The sequence below is a fragment of the Pontibacter lucknowensis genome (genome assembly GCF_900156415.1).
Lineage (GTDB): Bacteria > Bacteroidota > Bacteroidia > Cytophagales > Hymenobacteraceae > Pontibacter > Pontibacter lucknowensis.
Genome location: NZ_FTNM01000001.1, coordinates 378,205 through 394,960, shown reverse-complemented (window position 1 = coordinate 394,960; position 16,756 = coordinate 378,205). Strand labels below are relative to the sequence as shown.

The window sequence follows — 16,756 nt, the reverse complement described above, 5'->3', positions numbered from 1 at the left end:
CGTTTTCCTATTTAAGCGGTAATAGGTGCTTTAGTTCTTATAATGAACATCAATCGCGTTGCCGCTTAGCCTCACCATGTAGTCCATTACAGGGCTCCCATAGATATTAACAGATTCGTGTACATTGGTAAAGCTGTTCTTAATGAAGTAATCTTGCTCGTTCATCAGTTTTGCTTCTAAATCACCAGCATTTAGGGTTGCAATGCTTTCACTTGGCAGAGACTTGATAATGTTCAGAATACTGCCAGAATAGTTTTGGTGAATAAGGCTTAAACGCTCAATTCCTTCCGTTTTTTCATCAGGTAGTAATAATATTAAGTAGTCTTTTGCACGGCTCACAGCCACATTCAAGATATAGTCTTTCTTTAGGAAATAGCTATACTGGCTTCTCGAAGAGCTTGGATTGAATACAGCAAACACTAAATCACTCTGATCGCCTTGGAAACCATGTACTGTATCAGTTATGATAGAAACGTTGTTATTAGGTACTGTATGGTTTTCTACCATCTTATTAATAAGAGAAGCTTGTGATCTGTAAGGACAGATAACCCCAAGGTCCCACTGTTCCGAATCCCTAGCTTCCGCCTTAAATCTCTTAATTAGTTCGTTAACAAGGAAGGCAGAATATAGCTGTAGCGGACTATTGTTAAGCTTTTGCGGGTTATAAAGCGAATCGAAGGTATTAACAGGATACCTAATAATTGTTATAGGTTTAAAACCAAGGTCCTGAAAGTATTTAGGAAGTGGTCTCGGAATTGGGCTGCCTCCCAACCCTTCGGCTCGGCCATGGGATAGTAGACCTCCGTACTTGAATTTGCTGAAGAGTGTACCGATAGGCTCAATACTTCTGTATTGTGTAGACAAGTTCTTTATCTGATTGTTCTCTCCATATAAAGGAATCAACTTCTGATCATCTTCAGAGAAAGATTTTAAGCCAACCATGGTATAGATGTTCTCTTCTTTGACATCTTTCTGCTCTTCCGGTAGTTCCTCATCTGCAATATCAAAAATTGGAGGAAGCTGAAGAGGGTCACCACCTACTATAAACTCAGTCAGGGCTTCTTGATTATCATACTTATACTTCCGTTTAAACATAGGATAGACAATAGCAGGAAGCATGATCATAGATGCTTCATCGAAAATTATGGTGTCCCACGGAAGATCGCTCAATTTTGTCCATTCATCTCCCAACTCATTAGTACCTGTGATTACTTTCTCGTAGGGGAATCTCTGAATGGTGGTAACTACTACACATCGAGTAAATGAGCCATAGTTGAATGTGTTGCCATCGTATACGAAGCCGCTTTCGAGCAATTCAGTATTTGTGGTAAATCCAAATCGGGCTAGCCAACTATAAACATAATCATCCTCAGCAGATTGTTCTCTTAAGCGGTTTACAATAACGTCTGCAGCCTTATTGGTAGGTGTTAAAACAAGAATTCGTTTTGGCTCATCACCCCGAATTTTATTAAGTATAAGATTTGAAATAGTTGTGGTTTTACCCGTTCCAGGAGGGCCAAAAATGAAATTGATATTTTCTGATAACTCCTTCTTTAGGCTGTAGTTATTCTCAAATCCTAATTCTCTAAATGCTCTTGTAAGTCTGTTCAGTAAATCGATGACCTTCTGAAAGGACATTTCTACCTTGATTACCTTTGCTGGCTGAATACCATCAAGCTCATGTTCGCTAGTAGGTAAAGCCAACACACTTTGACCCTTGCGACTAACACCCTTGATAGAAATTTTTTTACTTCTCTGGATATGGGATTCATCTAGGTAGGTAATTGTTGCTTTGAAGTCCGTAAAGAGTTCAATATTAGGAGATATAGCTGTTGATGGACTTTTTAGGCTTATTACTTTCAACCCAGCAGAAGTCGGCTCCAGTTTACTGAATACAATTCTACCTTCATGATCATTTGAGTTTCCTGATCCCCCTGCCATAACCATTAAGTCAAGCAGGTTCATAAACCAGGCCATGGAGTACTTTTCAGCTTTGCCAAACTCCTCAGCAAGCTGTTTCTTTTTCGCTTCCTCTTTGGCTTTCTCCTGCAGTTTTTTCCATTCTTCCTTAAGATTAGGATCTGATTGAATTTGCGTGATGTAGCTGTGTATATTATGCTCATATTGCTCAAAAAGCAGCTTCAAAGCTGTGAGAGCATCGGGTGCAAAATACTGTTGTTGTTCGATCAGCCTAATAACAGCTTTGTCATTCAATTCGCTATTAATTAAAATAATGCCGCTATCAACGATGGTCGCCACATCACCAGACACATAATGATGACAGGTTCGCCCATTTACTTGCATGATCCTCGGAATACCGCCTATACATACCCTAATTTCGTGACCAGGGTAATTTTCTTTCCACTGCGTATAGAAAGTTCTTTCCCACTCAGCAGTACTCGCTGCCACAGTCTGTTCATCAATTTTATCGAAATCGATAGCTAATGCATGGTGCTTTTGAGCAACCTTTAGTGCAAAAGAAGCATCTAGTAAGGTAAGAGGCACTATGGGAGCATCAGCGACAATAGGCAACTGCTGTAATGGATATTGAATGTCGCTTATCTTATGAAGCTTTGCTTCCTCTAAAGCAAACGCACTATTCACCGTTTTGATAGAAAAAGTGTTGGCTGTTTGGGGTGAAATAACCGGTAGCGGAAGAGGTTGCGCCATGTCAATGGTTTGTAGTTTCCCAAACAAGCTTTTTAGAAAGGTAGCTCTTCGATCGCCAAAGGCTAATTCAGTCCCACTGCTCTCTAGGAGCTGAAGCGAATTAAGAATAAGTTGGCCGTGGGAGATATGAGGGTTAGCTGGCTCCTCAGGTGTATCCCCTGTTAGGTACTTACGTATTTTGAAAATGTCAGCACCCGCAAAAGACACGCCTAAGGCCTTCAAGAAGTCTCTTCCTCCAGAGGTCTCCTGTACTTCTAACCAAGCAAGTACATGAGCAGGCAAGGTTTCAGAAGGGTGCACATGAGCTTTGGCGAAAACAGAAAGAAGAGGGTTGAAGCCTATCAATTCTTCCCATACCTTGTTTTGTGTTAGGTAGATGTTATGTGCGGACTCGTCTTGTTGTCTCCAGAGCTTATACAGGTACAAGAAGAGCTGTTCTTGCGCATGCAGCGAATCAAGAGTGGCAATGCCAGTGATATGAAAATCAGAACCAGACAGGTAGGGTGAAGCCAATACTTGTACGCTGCCGAGGCGGAAAGGCTTGTCCACCTCCAGCTTTAACAGAGAACTCACCCCAGCATACGCATCCAGTAAAGCTACCGAACTAGGTAGGAAGGGGAGAGGCTTGTCGGGAGCGTATAATGCAATGTTGTCCAAGGAAACTATCCCCGCCTTTGTCTCCACCTTGTAGAAGCTCAACGCTAGTTTTGCTGGATAGCACTTGGCGTATAGCAGCAGGAAGCTTAGTTGTGAGGCATTTTTTAGGAGGCCGTTTTCAAGGGAGACGTGCAGGGTAGTGAAAATATAATCTTTATCAACTGGCCCCATTAAACCGAAGTAGCGATCCAAGGCAGTCTTCTCAGCCACCTCCAAAGCAGCCAACTCTTCCGAAAGCAAGCTAATGGCGCGTGTAGATTTGGCGTCTTCGTTGATTAAAATAGAAGAAAGGGATAGCTTGAACGCTTTGCTCTCCAGCTCGAAGAGCACCTCGTCATTTCCTGTCAAGTGGAGGGAAGCTAAGTCATAGGCCTGTCCTTCATGTTCTACCACAAGGATCTTCTTCAACCATTCTTTTTTCTGCTCCTCCTCTGTTAATGTAAGGACAAGCTTTACAAGCAGAAACGCTGCGGAAGTAACATCAATCCTTTTATCTAGGGAAATAGACAGTTTGGGGAGATGTTGAAGCAGGTATGTCTTAATATCACTATTGCCGTTAATACAGAGGTTAAGCAAAGCAGCCAGCTGAACTGTGTCCTCATAGTCACACAGGTCAACGAGTTTTCGCATCAGGTGGTCTTCCTTAACGTGCGTGATGGGCGTTGCTACTGAAAGCAACTGAACAGGTAAAGGAAATAGGTTCTCTTTATGGTATTCTTGCACATAGGAAACTAGGGACCCATCATGCGTAGCGATTTGAAAGCAGGATTCTGGTCTATCTCTTAAAAGAAGTTCTTGACCTGTTGGTACTGTCGTTAGCAGGTTTTTATTTAAAAGAAGGATATCTTCTGCCGCACAAAGTTTTATCAGGGCCTTAGCTTCATCTGCAGTGACGAAAACACCTTCCGCTGGCGTTGTGACATCCAAGTTCTTTTCCTCTAGTTTAAAGGGACTCTCTTGGTAATAGGGGAGTAGCTCAAAGGATGGAATAGGCCCAAAGCCTAGTTTATCAGCCACTGTTTCTAACGACTTGTATTCTCCTTCCAGAAAGCTAAGTAGCGTCTTGCTGTAGTAAAAGGTTGTCTCCTCAGCCTTCAAAAACTGGTGCCCGAGGCGCAGGATGCTTCTGCTACTTAATGTCGCAGCCTTTGGCGTGTCTTGGAATAAATCCTTGACGTCACTAAATATGATAGTGTAGTTACCTTTAGCAGCTACTGCTTGGGTCATAATTGCTTCCCAGTGGCAGAGGATAATATCCTCGTACAACTTATCGCGGGAGACAGTGATGTACTCATCTAACTCAGAGGCATACTCCTCTTCGCGTACACACCATCCGCTTAACCATTCCCATCCCGCTTCCTTTAAAAGGTTTTTCAGGGCAACCACCTCTCCGAGGCGGTTGGCGTAGAGCTTTAATTCCCGCAGCTTTTCAATTCTATCTTCTTTACTGTCTCGTAAATTGCTAGCTAGTAATTTGAGGATTTCGTGTTTCTCGGCAGGAGTAAAGGTACTGTGGACAAAACGTGCGCTTAAAACCTCAACCAGGATAGCATAGTTGCGAATGTACTTGATTTTTGCCTGTAGTTTTAGCTGAATGAAGTTAAACATCAACTTGTAGTGTGACAAGGATTTAGTAGGCAACTTAAATCCTGCTTTCTCAAGGAAAGGCTTTAGGGCATCCGTTTTATCGGAAAGGAAAATTCGCTCCCTGTAGACTCCGCTTTCAGCTAATTGGTTAATGGTGAAGTAGCCATCTTCAAACTGCCACACCTGTAAGGCGCTGAAGTTCTCTAGAAAAGTATCATCCGTCTGTGGGTTCAAGAGCAGGCATGTTTCTACCTCTTGCAGGAGAAGTTCACAATTTGCGGCGTTTCCATCGAGCCAGCGGTTTATTCGCTCATAAATCCCTGGAACATGAAGCAGATCAATGATGGTGTACTCCTCAATCCCTAACTTTAGAATCGCTTCAGTCTTCAACTCATCGTTCCCCTTCCTATCCCAGTGGAACCAGTCAATAGTCTGTATGAGCCAATCCTCTTGCTCAATAGAAAGTGCTGTCGCTTTGATTTTTACGGACTGAGCCATGTGGCTGAGCCGTACACCATTGCCCCATGTTGATTTTAGAGGTATGTGTCCTTGAAGGAAAGCTAAGATTGGCTCCCACAGTGGCTTGTTAATCCAAACTCTCTCTGGGTTATCACTCTCATTGGATAGCAGCAAATTAGCATATACCTCTAAGAATTTGCTGTTAGACTCTATATCCTTGGCGGATGCCCACTCGAGCATCTTTTCTTTGAGGCACTTGGCAAAGACTTGGAATAGCCTTTCGTTTATGCCTTCCTCTCCTAAGTTGCCTTTCTGCAAATAGGTTCTAGAGCTGGACTTATAAAAGGCATTTGAGTGCAGGATAAACCGTAGGCGGTGTTTCTCCTCGCTAAGGGGAAAGAAGAGGTACAGATTTGGGGCATTTGTGAAGACCCTCCTGGAGAGGGTGTGGTCGGTATAGCCGAATAGTATCTCAATATTACTGTCGGCATTTTCCTTGTCTACTTCACTCTCAGTAAGATCGTGAGTTTTACCAAACCGGACTTTACGGAAATCTTCCGAGCCCTTCTCCAGTACAAAGGATTCAAACTGGAGGTCCACAGGTTTGATGGGGCTGGTGTTCAGATTCACCTCTTCTAGGCCTGGGTGACCTAACGACAGCTGCGCAATTCGGTTCAATATCGCGAGGGAAAAGCGAACACCCTCCTCAAGGTTTTCCTCCTCCAAAGAGGACTGTTTGCCTTTCCCTAGTCGGATGAAGAACAAGGAACCTTCCTGAAAATCATCCTGTAGGAATGCTTTGTATTTTTCAACCCATCGTCCCATAGTTTGTAGCTCGGATTTACTGAATACGTTCTGGTGTTCGATGTATTTGGTGTCTCTGATGATCTCCGGCTGCACAGCATTTTCGGGCTGGCAAGGGAAGTTGGTCACTAATATTTTAAATAGCCAAGGTTCATCTGTTTCAACAACGGCCTTTTTGTTCCCATTCTCAGAGTATATTTTGTATGCTTGCGTTACAGGGGTGATTTCGGGAGTCACCGCCAAGCTGGGTAGGGACATGACCTCTCCGTTTTTCCAACTAAATAGAATAGGTCCATAATTGTGGTCAATTAACTCATCAAGCCCATTTTCTTTCCCTACTAATCGGTGGGCCAGTTTAAAGCCTATACCAAACTTGCCTATAGTGTAGTTGTCTTCAGATTTAGTAGAAACTCCTACATTAAGAATTGAAAGCACAGCTTCCATCGTAAAAGCTTCTCCATTATTAGCAACAAGTAGATAGTCCTGGCCATCTACCTCATCTTTTCCCCAAAAAAGACTGAACTTGGAGCTGCCTGCATCTACGGCGTTCTGCATGAACTCATAAACAGCTTGACCGTCTTTTGCCATATCCAAAAAGCCCTCCAAAAAGCCTCTAATACCTTTACCGTTGGCACCCTCTTTATAGCCATGGTAAAAGTCAAAGAAACCGTACTGGCTTCTCCCATCCACTTCAGTTCTAACTCCTGCAAAATGCTCATCTCGATTATCAAGTGTAAGCTCCCTAATGTCTGTTTTCAAAAAGCTTCGGAATTGGCGTATATTCTTAATATTCATAGGTGTGTTTTATGGAGTTTTTAAGCCAGTGTAGCATTTATATCTACCAATACATATGAAGTGTAACCGTTACAATTTTAGTTAAGGCCTCTTGGGATACTTTTTGCACTACATCGTTCTTGTAAAAGATAAATTGTTTTATTTTTCCGCTGTTATAAACCATCCCTCTGTTGTTGCCAACTTTATGAGTTGGAATAAGTCCTCAGCTGCAGGAATTCTGGCCTGACCTCTAGCAGCTTGTAGCTTTCCATCCGGCCGCCGCCAGATAAATCGATAACCAGTTTGTGTAGTGTTATCATCATATATATAGGTTCCCCATTGAAAACATAATTGCCAATCTCCTGGATCACCTATGGAGACCTCATGTTGTTTATTGTATTTTGCCATAGCATTATTGGATAATGATATAGTTGAACAATGATCTGGAGTATCTGGATGACTTTGTGCTAACAAAGTCATCCAGATACTCCTTAGAGTAAGGGGGTTATTTTACATGTCGAACATGCTTTGATTTTATGTTGTGGTGTTCAGAAATTGTTGTTCTCAACGCTAGGGGGATGAAGAATAACCAACTCCGGCTCTAAGCTTTCGCTACTAACTAATATAGCAGTTTGACCAAAATCCAGCCCAATTTCGCAAGCTTTGTCTCTGCTGATTCCAGCTATAAAGTAACTTGCTTCTGCTGGCCACTTTCCATCCCTGCCTTTGCCTTCCCCTTCGAATACTTTATAGTCCTTCAATTGCTCCCGCAAAATTTGCTGTTGTGAATGGTTATACTCTTCGGTTTGAGGAAAGGACAGAGGATTCCAGGCAGTTATATAGGCCCATGAAGTGATGCTCTCTTGCTGCAGATAAGCTAGTAGGTCTGGGTTGTTCTGATCTAAGCGGATGGTGATTGCTTGGGAATCGTTGGTGAAGCTATAGTCTGTTTGCATATAAGCTGCTAAGAGGCTAATAGGTAATTGGTTATTTTGGCTCATTTGTATAGAAGGAAAAATCGATGGCGCTGGTTAAGTAAAATATGTATCAATATATTATGTTGGTAATATACTAGAAATAAAATTAAAGATAATCATGATAATTGAATAAAAGCGATGAGCTCTATGAAGAGTCACACCATACTTAAGCCACTTCAAAATGCGTCCTATCCTTCCGGCTAAAATGTTTGCTCAGGTATAAACCATTTTGGTAAGTGATCTGAACGAATTCTCGTGCTGACCCTTTTTGCCCAAATAGTGCTAGTTGGATAGGAAGTTAGTTCGATTTGTAATTGATGTCGAAGATGGTACCCAAAACATAGTTGGCAATCAGGGTACGGTTGCAATGGATAAGGAACTTAAGGGTTTTAACGTCATAGCGAATAGTGTGAACGCCTATACGCCTCTGCCTATCCGAGCTCATGAAACAGAGGAGGCAGAGAGATCGCTGAGCTGGAGGAAAAGTAAGGGGAACCGAGGAACTGATGGAGCAAGTAATGCTTTGGTCTCTCAACAAGACTCTCAAGAGCAACCTGAGCGGTAGCAATTAGCACTTGATCCTGTGCCTTGTGACAGTCTTCCCCACCATATTTGAGTAAGTTGAGCGGCTTAACTGGGAGGATTACGCTGTTGTCTGCCACACTACTACTAGGTTAGAGTCTTCCATGATGGTTGAGTGCCTGATACCTAGGGCGATGGACCAGCAGCTGAACTTTATCACTAGGCATGATGCCGAGAAGATTCGCCAGCTGATACTGCAGGGTTTTCTAGAGAAACTAGGCAGGAGTTAAGTGTCAAGGTTAAGCCTTTTAGGTAATAGTTAGATGTCTTGGTAGCTTTAGCTAAGTGTCTTCCCATAGATTGGTTTTGTGGTGCGACTCCGATGTATTAGTTTCATCAGCTTAGCTTCAACACGCATCATCTTTGATCTAGCTTGGTACCACTGCTGAAGCATAATTTTGACAGCACAAGAATATGGTTTGGTTTCTTATGTATTTGTGAGTTAGTGTTTTATGTGTGTTTTAGCCTTTTGCATTCATAATTTACCATTTATATTCGCAGATGACTGCTTAACTGAGAAAAAGGTATTTTGTTTAATCTAGGCAAGAGTAGCTGGTTCTACCTAGTCGCTAATCAAGCTTTAAGAAGTATCGCCATAACTATTAAGCATGAAGAAAAAGAAGAAGGGACTTATTTCCTTATCTGGCACATATGAGGGAAGTTTAGCTAGTAAAACGGAGGAGATTTATAAAGTAGGCAAGGCATCAGAGGTTGGGCCAGCAATCAGAGCTGTTTGTAAAGCTCGTAAGCTCACACAGTAGCAGCTCGGCGAAGCCATAGGTAAGAGTAGGGAGTACATCTCTAAGGCTGAGCGAGACGGAGGTCGGCTAACTTTAGGAGCCTTGCTTGAGATAGTTGAGAAAGGATTAGGGTGTAAGTTACAAATTTTACTTAAATCGTCTTGATTGGGCAGTTCAAAATTATATATTCCTAGACTGAAGTTTTCTCTGTTAGATTCCCTATCATTTTCAAGAGCCAATTTAATGTGGTTATCGTTTAAAGAAAAGGCTTTCTGCTTTTATACAGAAAGCCTCATAGGACCTAACCTTTAAGAAAGTTACTATGCCACCATAGTATATTCTCCAGCCTCTTGCTCAGGAGTAGATAGGCTCCTGAGCGTGGCCTCGGAGTTTGCTTTAGTGTATAAGCCCATAATGAACCTACATCCTTTCTCTGTCCATTTAAGGTGGAAGTTGACAATTCTTTCTTCTCCATCCCTATCAGGTCTAATTACTGGGGCCAGTTCAGCAAATCCCATGTTTTGAAATTTCTCCGTCAGCTGCCAAACACCCTGATCGGTTCTATATTGGATTCCTTGTTCTTTTAGGAACTGATTTAGCTTCTCTCCGCTTAGGCTAGGAAAAAGCATTTTGCCAATCGTAGTCACGTTATAAATTGGCCCCTTCTTTGTAAGGGCAGGAGATAAGTTGGATAGGTCCCAGCTAGTCGAGTGAGAATTATCTATAATAATTTCCTCTATCCTTTTATAAACCCAAACTTCGAATTTGGGCGATAACCAAGCGGCAAATTTAAGTGCTAGCAATTTATGCATCCAGGTGCCAGAATTGGAGCCGCCGCGGTTTACAACCAAAACGGGAATTCCCGTTTCGCTTTGAAGCTCATTTATGTAGGCAGCAGTTTGTTTGCTCCTAATGAAGTCATGCACTCTTTTCTTGGGGAATGGCTTTGCCATTTCTGTGGCATTCACCATCAACTCACCATCTAGCCTAAAGGTGATGGAACTGCTACCGTACTGAAAAATTTTAGACTTCTTCATTCTAACCTCCTTTTCTTAAATTCAAATAGTTAGTTGAGAAGCGTGCGAAGAGTTGTAGTCCATTAGGGTTAATGAAACCTTATCTGGGTTAGTCAAATTCCCTCCGCCTCTCAAATTTGTTCTATTAATCAATCCTAATTGAAGTTGTTATAATGTGCAGGATGATCGTTTTGTGTCGTTCGACTGCCAGAGTTAATTTGTACTGGTTGAGGGATGGGTTAAGTACGGCCTCTCGGTGGAATACTCAGCTGTACTTGACCCGCTAAACTCATGATGCCCTTCTGCTTTTGCTGACAACCATAATGGATGCTGGTTCAGCCTCTATTTCAGCAATGGTCCTCTGGCGTGAAGTTTTGACCCAATCCGCCAGTTCCTGTTTGACAAAGTATAGCCGCTTGCCTTTTTTAAGGTGAGGTATTGATCTGGAGCTGGTTTTTTCATAGATGGCTGACTTTGATATGTTGAGGTATGCGGCAGCCTCATCTACTGTTAAGAAATCTCCAGTTGACTGAGTACTATCGGTTTTGTCCAGTCGTTCCTGAATGTTGAGCAGGATTGACTCGATGCGGTCTATGCGCTTCTCAATAATAGCAAAAGGGTTCTCCATCATACGCCTCTATCATTTGTTCCAGTGCAAATGTATAAAGGAGCTTCTCCGTAGTATTTGCGATTTACTTGCGTATTATTTGCAGATGATTATGGAGACGTCTTATTTATAGCATCGAGTAGTCTTTGTTTGTGGCGTTTAAGTTCTTCACGTTCATCCGGTCCGGGAGCTTCGCCATATATCCCTATATAATTAAATAAGTTTTGCCTGCTACCGATATTTCCAAAGGTAGTCTTTAGGGCACTAGTTAGCTGCTCCTTATTGGTAAAATGCTTGTTCATTAAATACCCTAGCTCCTTCAACACAACAAGCATGATAGCATACTCCTTTTTGAATCTTACCTTCGAGTAAAGCTCTTTTATAATGGGGTATATCTGTTTGCCTTCCTCTGTTAGATGGTAATAGAAATCAAACTCTGCGATTGAGGAGGGAGCTAACCCTTGTAATGCAGATGTCTGTTGAAGTGCGGCAGCCTGTGGGGTTTGCTCTTGTTGAGGAGCATTATGCTGCTTGATTAGCCTCATTATTGTATTGATCGTGTGTTTAAACCGAATAGACTCGATTTCTCGTTTGAGCTGATACAAAGGGTAGAGAGCTATTGAAATAGCTCCATTTAAAAGCTTGTCCTTATCGAGTACCTTCTTCGGTTCATCACCGGGAAGGGTAATTATCTTGTGCGGAGGTACCTTACCCTGCAGGCTGCATTGGTCTAACGCTGCAATGATTCTATCATGATATTCGCACTCTAGCTCATCCCTGCGGATAGAGATGTGAATATCTATCTCATCCAGTAGTATTTGAAGCCTATGGGGCTGATGGTTGTTAGTGACTTCTTCAATGTAATCGAGAATTTCCAATCTATCAAGCAGTCCTACCTCTACTAACGTTAAGAAATCTCTTAAACTAATTCTATCTTTCATTGCTTCCATTGCTGCTTTCTAATTATTAGAATTGCTTGCCTTAGTCATGAACTAAGTTTGGGAATAGACAATGTAAAGTGATGCGATATTGCTGTTAATCAATCAAACATAATTAGCTTACTATATACCTAGACTTTAATAAATTTGTTTTTTCTATTCTTTCCTTAAATATTACTTATCTTGATAATAGGGAATGGAAGAAAACAAGCTTTAGGATGGACAGACCTACAGTATGGCAAATGGTGGCCGAAGCGATTGATGCTTTGAGTGGCAAGGCTACCTACGCAGAAATCAAGAGTTACATTCATAACAAGTGGGACAACGTGAATGACAACACGATCAATGCCCAAATGATCGTGTTAGCAGTTAATCAGCCCTCACGCATACACTACCCAGAAAATAAGAAGCCAAGGCTCTCTGATAGTAACTACGATGTCCTTTACTCTACAGGTAGAGGGCAAGTAGTGAAGTATGATCCAGAGGAGCATGGCCTGTGGGAGATTTATGAGAATGAATTCGGAGGCCTTGCTATAAGGCAGGTTATAGCTGAAGAAACGGATGACACAAGTGAGGATACTTCAGACACTTTCCTTTTCCCACTTGAGGCCAACCTTCGCGATTTCCTGATCAAGAACCTACACACCGTTAAACAGCACAAGCTCGACTTGTATGTAGATGACAATGGCAGGGACGGCAGGGAGTACCCAACCGCTGTAGGGCCAATTGATATACTTACCGTTGACAGTAGGGGTAACTTCGTGGTGTTTGAGCTAAAGCTTTCAAGAGGGGTGGACAGAGCCTTAGGTCAACTGCTTCGTTACATGGGGTGGGTGAAGGCTAACCTTGCGTATGGTAAGGAGGTGAAAGGGGTAATCGTGGCGCACAAGATGGATGATAAGATCAAGTACGCAGTCACAATGGCTCCTAATGTCGATCTTTACGAGTATGAGATGAAATTCGAGCTAACGAAGGTTTGAAAGCTAGAGAGGCAAAATGTATGCAAATTGTATGCAAATAAAAAAAGCCACTTAGCAGTTTTACCTGTAAGTGGCTGATTTTCAAGTGGTCGCGAAGGGAGTCGAACCCCTAACCTTCTGATTCGTAGTCAGATGCTCTATCCAGTTGAGCTACGTGACCATTCCGTTATTGTGATGCAAAGTAAAGGCCTTTTTTCTTGCAATGCAAGCCCCAAAGCGAATTTTTCTCAATTTTTTGCCGTCGCTTTCCGCAGCGCCCGCTTCAGGGCATGGTCAAAAATGAAGTACAGCCCGCCTATCGAAATGATAATCAGGGATATCATAAGCAACTGGCTGCCTTTGTTGCTGCCAGGATCCTGCAATAATTTTATGACGTCGCTGGCCTGTGTGCCCACCCAAAAGAAGAAAAGCGTACGCGGGAGCATGCCAACCATACTGGCCAGGAAAAATTTCACCTTGTCCACCTGCAACAGCGAGAGTACGAAATTCATAAGCGCAAAGGGTAGCACGGGCGATATACGGGTCAGAAAGATCAGGCTCCAACTCTGGTCGCGCAATTCCTGCATCAGGTACATCGTTTTCTCAAATCGATTTAGAAAAGACATCATTTTGCCGTGGTCGATGAGCCGGGCCAGGGTATAGCCGATGAGTGAAGCAATGCCATACGAAACCACCACACCTGCAAAGCCAGGCCAACCGAGGTAGAAGCCGCTCACCAGTGCTACAAAAGTAGTCGGGGTCAGGGCGAGCGACATGGTAATGGAGATCACGACAAAGTAGAGGAGCATCTGCGGCCAGCTCAGGTCTTGTAGCAGGGTTTCATTCTGGTACAGGTATACGGCAGCTGATGAACTCACCACTAGCGGAACTACGACCAGCAACAGCATGGAAATAAACGAAGGCGCGTTTTCCCGTATAAAAGTCCGCAGCATGGACAGTTTAGGCATAACAGGTGTTTTGGTCAAAGATAAAGCCTTTCAGGCAAGGATTTGCTGAAGGTATACGTAGATAGCGGTACGGGCAACAAAATTTAAAGATATGTGCCAGGCAGCGTGAAGCTTCCTGGCGCCATCCAACTCCCGAAAGGTAAAATTACTAACTTGCAACAAGCCATTATCAAAAAATAAACCTATGAAATTTGGAACAAAAGCTATACATGCCGGTGTGGAGCCGGACCCAAGCACGGGCGCTATCATGACACCCATTTACCAGACCTCTACCTACGTGCAGAAGTCGCCGGGTGACCATAAAGGCTACGAGTACTCCCGCACCCACAACCCGACACGGACGGCTCTGCAAAATGCCCTGGCTGAGCTCGAGAACGGCAAGCATGGCCTTTGCTTCGCTTCAGGTATGGCTGCCATCGATGCCATTATCAAAATGCTGAAGCCGGGTGACGAGGTGATCTCCACCAACGACCTGTATGGCGGCAGCTACCGCATCTTCACAAAAATATTTCAGAACTACGGCATCAAATTCCACTTCACTGACATGAGCGACCTGAGCAAGGTAGAGGCGCTGGTGAACGAGAATACCCGCATGATCTGGGTAGAGACGCCCACCAACCCGCTGCTCAACATCATCGATATCAAAGGCTGCGCTGCCATCTCCAAAAAGCACAACCTGCTGCTGGTGGCCGACAACACCTTCGCGACTCCATACCTGCAGAACCCACTCGACCTGGGGGCTGACATTGTGATGCACTCGCTAACCAAGTACATGGCGGGCCACTCCGACGTAGTGATGGGTGCCGTGATCGTGAAGGACGACGAGCTGCACGAGAAGCTGGCCTTCATCCAGAATGCCTGCGGCGGCACGCCTGGCCCTCAGGACTGCTTTCTGGTACTGCGCGGCATCAAGACGCTGCACATCCGCATGGAGCGCCACTGCGAAAATGGCCGTGCTGTAGCGCAGTATCTCATAAATCACCCGAAGGTGGAGAAAGTGCTGTGGCCTGGCTTGCCGGATCATCCGAGCCACCAGATAGCCAAAGAGCAGATGCGATCCTATGGCGGTATGGTTTCGTTTGCGCTGAAGGGTGACAGGATGGAAGATGCAATCGCTACACTGGAGCGCTTCAGGTACTTCTCGCTGGCAGAGTCTCTGGGCGGCGTGGAGTCGCTCTGTGGCCACCCGGCCTCTATGACCCATGCCAGCATACCCAGTGCTGAGCGGCTGAAAGCGGGCCTGAGTGACTCGCTGATTCGCCTGAGCGTAGGTATAGAGGACATTGAAGATCTGCTGGCGGATCTGGAGCAGGCCATTGGTTAATTAGTATTCAGAAACAGACAGGTATAGCCGTTCCGCTCACCCGTGGGGCGGCTATTTGCATCAGGTATAGATGGAAGAGCAACGCATCTTGTTCCGGGAAAAACAGCGTTTTAAGCAGTTCTGGCTGTGGGCACTTATACTAGGTATAGCAGCTGTCTTTTGGGCAGGCTTTGTTTACCAGGTAGTGCTGGGTGGCGCCTTCGGCAACAGGCCTGTCACGGATATACAGCTGAGTCTGATGCTGGCGCTGATCAGCTTCGGGCTCCCTTTCTTTTTCTATTACATGACCCTGACGACAGAAGTGTTGCCAGGTATGCTACAAGTGCGTTTCCGCCCTTTTCATCTGAAGCCTGTCCGTATACCTTTGCACACCGTGCGCGACTTTGAGAGAGTAACCTATAACCCGATTGGGGAATACGGCGGCTGGGGAATCCGATGGGGAGCAAAGGGTAAGGCCTACAGCACGTCGGGCAGGGAAGGGATATTGTTACGCTTTTACAATACACAGCCGCTCCTGATCGGCTCTCAGCGGTCAAAGGAGCTATTCCAGGCCATAGAGCAGGGCAAGGCCTCAGGCAAAGGTATAGCCGGGTAGATAAGTAGAGGTATAAAAAAGGCCGATAATCAAATTGAGTAGCGGCCTTTTCTGATTATAAGGTATAGGGATTACTTCATCGACTGGATGCCCAGTATCTTGTAAATCTCAGTAAAGTCAGGTGTCAGGATGATCTCTGTACGGCGGTTCTTGGCTTTTGCAGTAGCGGAACGGCCTGTGTCAACCGGCTGGAAATAAGCACGGCCGGCTGGCGTGATGCGGTCAGGTGACAGGCCACGCTGCGCCATCAGGCGGGTGATCTCTGTGGCACGCAGTACGCTCAGGTCCCAGTTGTCGGCGATGTCCTTTGTGCCCGGTCTTACCTCCACGTCATCGGTGTGGCCTTCTACCATCACGCCTACGCTCTGATTTTTCTTCAGCACGTCTACCAGCTGATCCAGGGCCTGTTTGCCGGTGTTGTTCACTTTGGTGCTGCCTGTAGCAAAAAGCAGTTTGTCAGACATCGAAACGTATACCTTGCCATCTTTGATGTTCACGCTCAGGTCACCCTGGTTGAAACCAGAAAGCGCACCGTTCACTTCATTGCGCAGGTTGTCCAGCACTTTTTTCTGGTCATTCATGGCACGCTCTAATTCGGCCAGTTTCTGCTCACGCTCTCGCAGCGTGCTGCTCAGTTCTTTTTCCTTGTCACGGCTGGCTGCCTGCTCGCGCTCCAAAGCCTCTTTGCTGGCTTTCAGCTCGTCGTACTTTTTGGAGGAAACGCAGGAAGACATCAGGGCGCCGCATAGTAGCAGTGATAGAGATGCTTTTGTGAAATTAGATTTCATGTGTGTTTGATTGTTGTTTGTGTTGTTTGTAATTGATTTTTACTGGCAACTATGGGACAAAACGAAAAATGCCGCTTCTAAAGTATAGCTGATCTTAAATTTCCCCCTTCGACAGCTTCAGTTTAAAAGCAAATATTGTGCTAAATCTATATATTCTGAGCAGCTTGCTCATAAATATTTTTTCGGGGAGGTTTTTGTGCGCAGAAGAGAGTGATGAAGGGCTTTGGATACAGAATAGGACAAGATATGAGCCTCAGCACAAGGCAGGGACAGGTATAAAAAGAGAGGCAGCCAGCGTTCTGGCTGCCTCT

General features: G+C 44.4%; 12 protein-coding genes and 1 tRNA gene. 4 read left to right on the top strand and 9 right to left on the bottom strand.

Translation table 11 applies throughout. The features are described 5' to 3' along the window. Window positions 1-30 precede the first annotated feature (30 nt). From BW972_RS01725 to BW972_RS01715, 3 genes are all read right to left on the bottom strand, one after another. Entirely contained in the window at window positions 31-6,972 is a 6,942-nt protein-coding gene (locus tag BW972_RS01725) for an AAA domain-containing protein (protein WP_076420660.1), read from the bottom strand. A gap of 138 nt (window positions 6,973-7,110) precedes the next feature. Next, entirely contained in the window at window positions 7,111-7,359 is a 249-nt protein-coding gene (locus tag BW972_RS01720) for a hypothetical protein (RefSeq protein ID WP_076420659.1), read from the bottom strand. A 140-nt stretch (window positions 7,360-7,499) separates the two neighbouring features. Further along, window positions 7,500-7,952: a DUF3293 domain-containing protein gene (locus BW972_RS01715; protein ID WP_076420657.1), complete on the bottom strand. Its 453-nt coding sequence runs from the start codon at window positions 7,950-7,952 to the stop codon at window positions 7,500-7,502. Window positions 7,953-9,118: 1,166 nt separating this feature from the next. On the opposite strand from BW972_RS01715, the gene BW972_RS19790 reads away from it, so the two are divergent. Beyond that, window positions 9,119-9,271: a hypothetical protein gene (locus BW972_RS19790; protein ID WP_159439835.1), complete on the top strand. Its 153-nt coding sequence runs from the start codon at window positions 9,119-9,121 to the stop codon at window positions 9,269-9,271. 299 nt (window positions 9,272-9,570) lie between these two features. On the opposite strand, the gene BW972_RS19785 is transcribed toward BW972_RS19790, so the two are convergent. From BW972_RS19785 to BW972_RS01690, 3 genes are all read right to left on the bottom strand, one after another. After that, entirely contained in the window at window positions 9,571-10,287 is a 717-nt protein-coding gene (locus BW972_RS19785) for a KilA-N domain-containing protein (protein WP_076420654.1), read from the bottom strand. Between the two features lie 268 nt (window positions 10,288-10,555). Beyond that, entirely contained in the window at window positions 10,556-10,897 is a 342-nt protein-coding gene (locus tag BW972_RS01695) for a helix-turn-helix domain-containing protein (RefSeq protein WP_083674045.1), read from the bottom strand. Between the two features lie 86 nt (window positions 10,898-10,983). Further along, window positions 10,984-11,823, bottom strand: coding sequence for a hypothetical protein (locus BW972_RS01690; protein WP_076420652.1), 840 nt, complete (start codon window positions 11,821-11,823; stop codon window positions 10,984-10,986). Window positions 11,824-12,029: 206 nt separating this feature from the next. Between BW972_RS01690 and BW972_RS01685 the strand changes: the two genes are divergently transcribed. Beyond that, window positions 12,030-12,791 (top strand): endonuclease NucS domain-containing protein, encoded by a 762-nt coding sequence (locus tag BW972_RS01685; RefSeq protein ID WP_076420651.1) that lies wholly within the window; start codon window positions 12,030-12,032, stop codon window positions 12,789-12,791. Between the two features lie 86 nt (window positions 12,792-12,877). On the opposite strand, the gene BW972_RS01680 is transcribed toward BW972_RS01685, so the two are convergent. Together BW972_RS01680 and BW972_RS01675 are read right to left on the bottom strand one after the other, a co-directional pair. Continuing rightward, window positions 12,878-12,951, bottom strand: a tRNA-Arg gene (locus tag BW972_RS01680). Between the two features lie 67 nt (window positions 12,952-13,018). Next, window positions 13,019-13,738 (bottom strand): TVP38/TMEM64 family protein, encoded by a 720-nt coding sequence (locus BW972_RS01675; protein WP_007656191.1) that lies wholly within the window; start codon window positions 13,736-13,738, stop codon window positions 13,019-13,021. A gap of 184 nt (window positions 13,739-13,922) precedes the next feature. Between BW972_RS01675 and BW972_RS01670 the strand changes: the two genes are divergently transcribed. Both BW972_RS01670 and BW972_RS01665 read left to right on the top strand, forming a co-directional pair. Then, complete coding sequence (locus BW972_RS01670; RefSeq protein ID WP_007656192.1) at window positions 13,923-15,062, top strand: cystathionine gamma-synthase; 1,140 nt, start codon at window positions 13,923-13,925, stop codon at window positions 15,060-15,062. Between the two features lie 70 nt (window positions 15,063-15,132). Next, a complete protein-coding gene (locus BW972_RS01665; RefSeq protein WP_007656194.1) occupies window positions 15,133-15,657 on the top strand; it encodes a DUF6141 family protein in 525 nt (174 codons plus the stop codon). A gap of 71 nt (window positions 15,658-15,728) precedes the next feature. On the opposite strand, the gene BW972_RS01660 is transcribed toward BW972_RS01665, so the two are convergent. Then, window positions 15,729-16,445: an OmpA family protein gene (locus BW972_RS01660; protein WP_007656195.1), complete on the bottom strand. Its 717-nt coding sequence runs from the start codon at window positions 16,443-16,445 to the stop codon at window positions 15,729-15,731. Window positions 16,446-16,756 lie beyond the last annotated feature (311 nt).

Bases quoted from the DNA above. Each gene is read 5' to 3' on its own strand.
- BW972_RS01695 (WP_083674045.1), bottom strand. From the start codon at position 10,897: ATGATGGAGAACCCTTTTGCTATTATTGAGAAGCGCATAGACCGCATC.
- BW972_RS01715 (WP_076420657.1), bottom strand. From the start codon at position 7,952: ATGAGCCAAAATAACCAATTACCTATTAGCCTCTTAGCAGCTTATATG.
- BW972_RS19785 (WP_076420654.1), bottom strand. From the start codon at position 10,287: ATGAAGAAGTCTAAAATTTTTCAGTACGGTAGCAGTTCCATCACCTTT.
- BW972_RS01670 (WP_007656192.1), top strand. From the start codon at position 13,923: ATGAAATTTGGAACAAAAGCTATACATGCCGGTGTGGAGCCGGACCCA.
- BW972_RS01690 (WP_076420652.1), bottom strand. From the start codon at position 11,823: ATGGAAGCAATGAAAGATAGAATTAGTTTAAGAGATTTCTTAACGTTA.
- BW972_RS19790 (WP_159439835.1), top strand. From the start codon at position 9,119: ATGAAGAAAAAGAAGAAGGGACTTATTTCCTTATCTGGCACATATGAG.
- BW972_RS01720 (WP_076420659.1), bottom strand. From the start codon at position 7,359: ATGGCAAAATACAATAAACAACATGAGGTCTCCATAGGTGATCCAGGA.
- BW972_RS01725 (WP_076420660.1), bottom strand. From the start codon at position 6,972: ATGAATATTAAGAATATACGCCAATTCCGAAGCTTTTTGAAAACAGAC.
- BW972_RS01665 (WP_007656194.1), top strand. From the start codon at position 15,133: ATGGAAGAGCAACGCATCTTGTTCCGGGAAAAACAGCGTTTTAAGCAG.
- BW972_RS01675 (WP_007656191.1), bottom strand. From the start codon at position 13,738: ATGCCTAAACTGTCCATGCTGCGGACTTTTATACGGGAAAACGCGCCT.
- BW972_RS01685 (WP_076420651.1), top strand. From the start codon at position 12,030: ATGGACAGACCTACAGTATGGCAAATGGTGGCCGAAGCGATTGATGCT.
- BW972_RS01660 (WP_007656195.1), bottom strand. From the start codon at position 16,445: ATGAAATCTAATTTCACAAAAGCATCTCTATCACTGCTACTATGCGGC.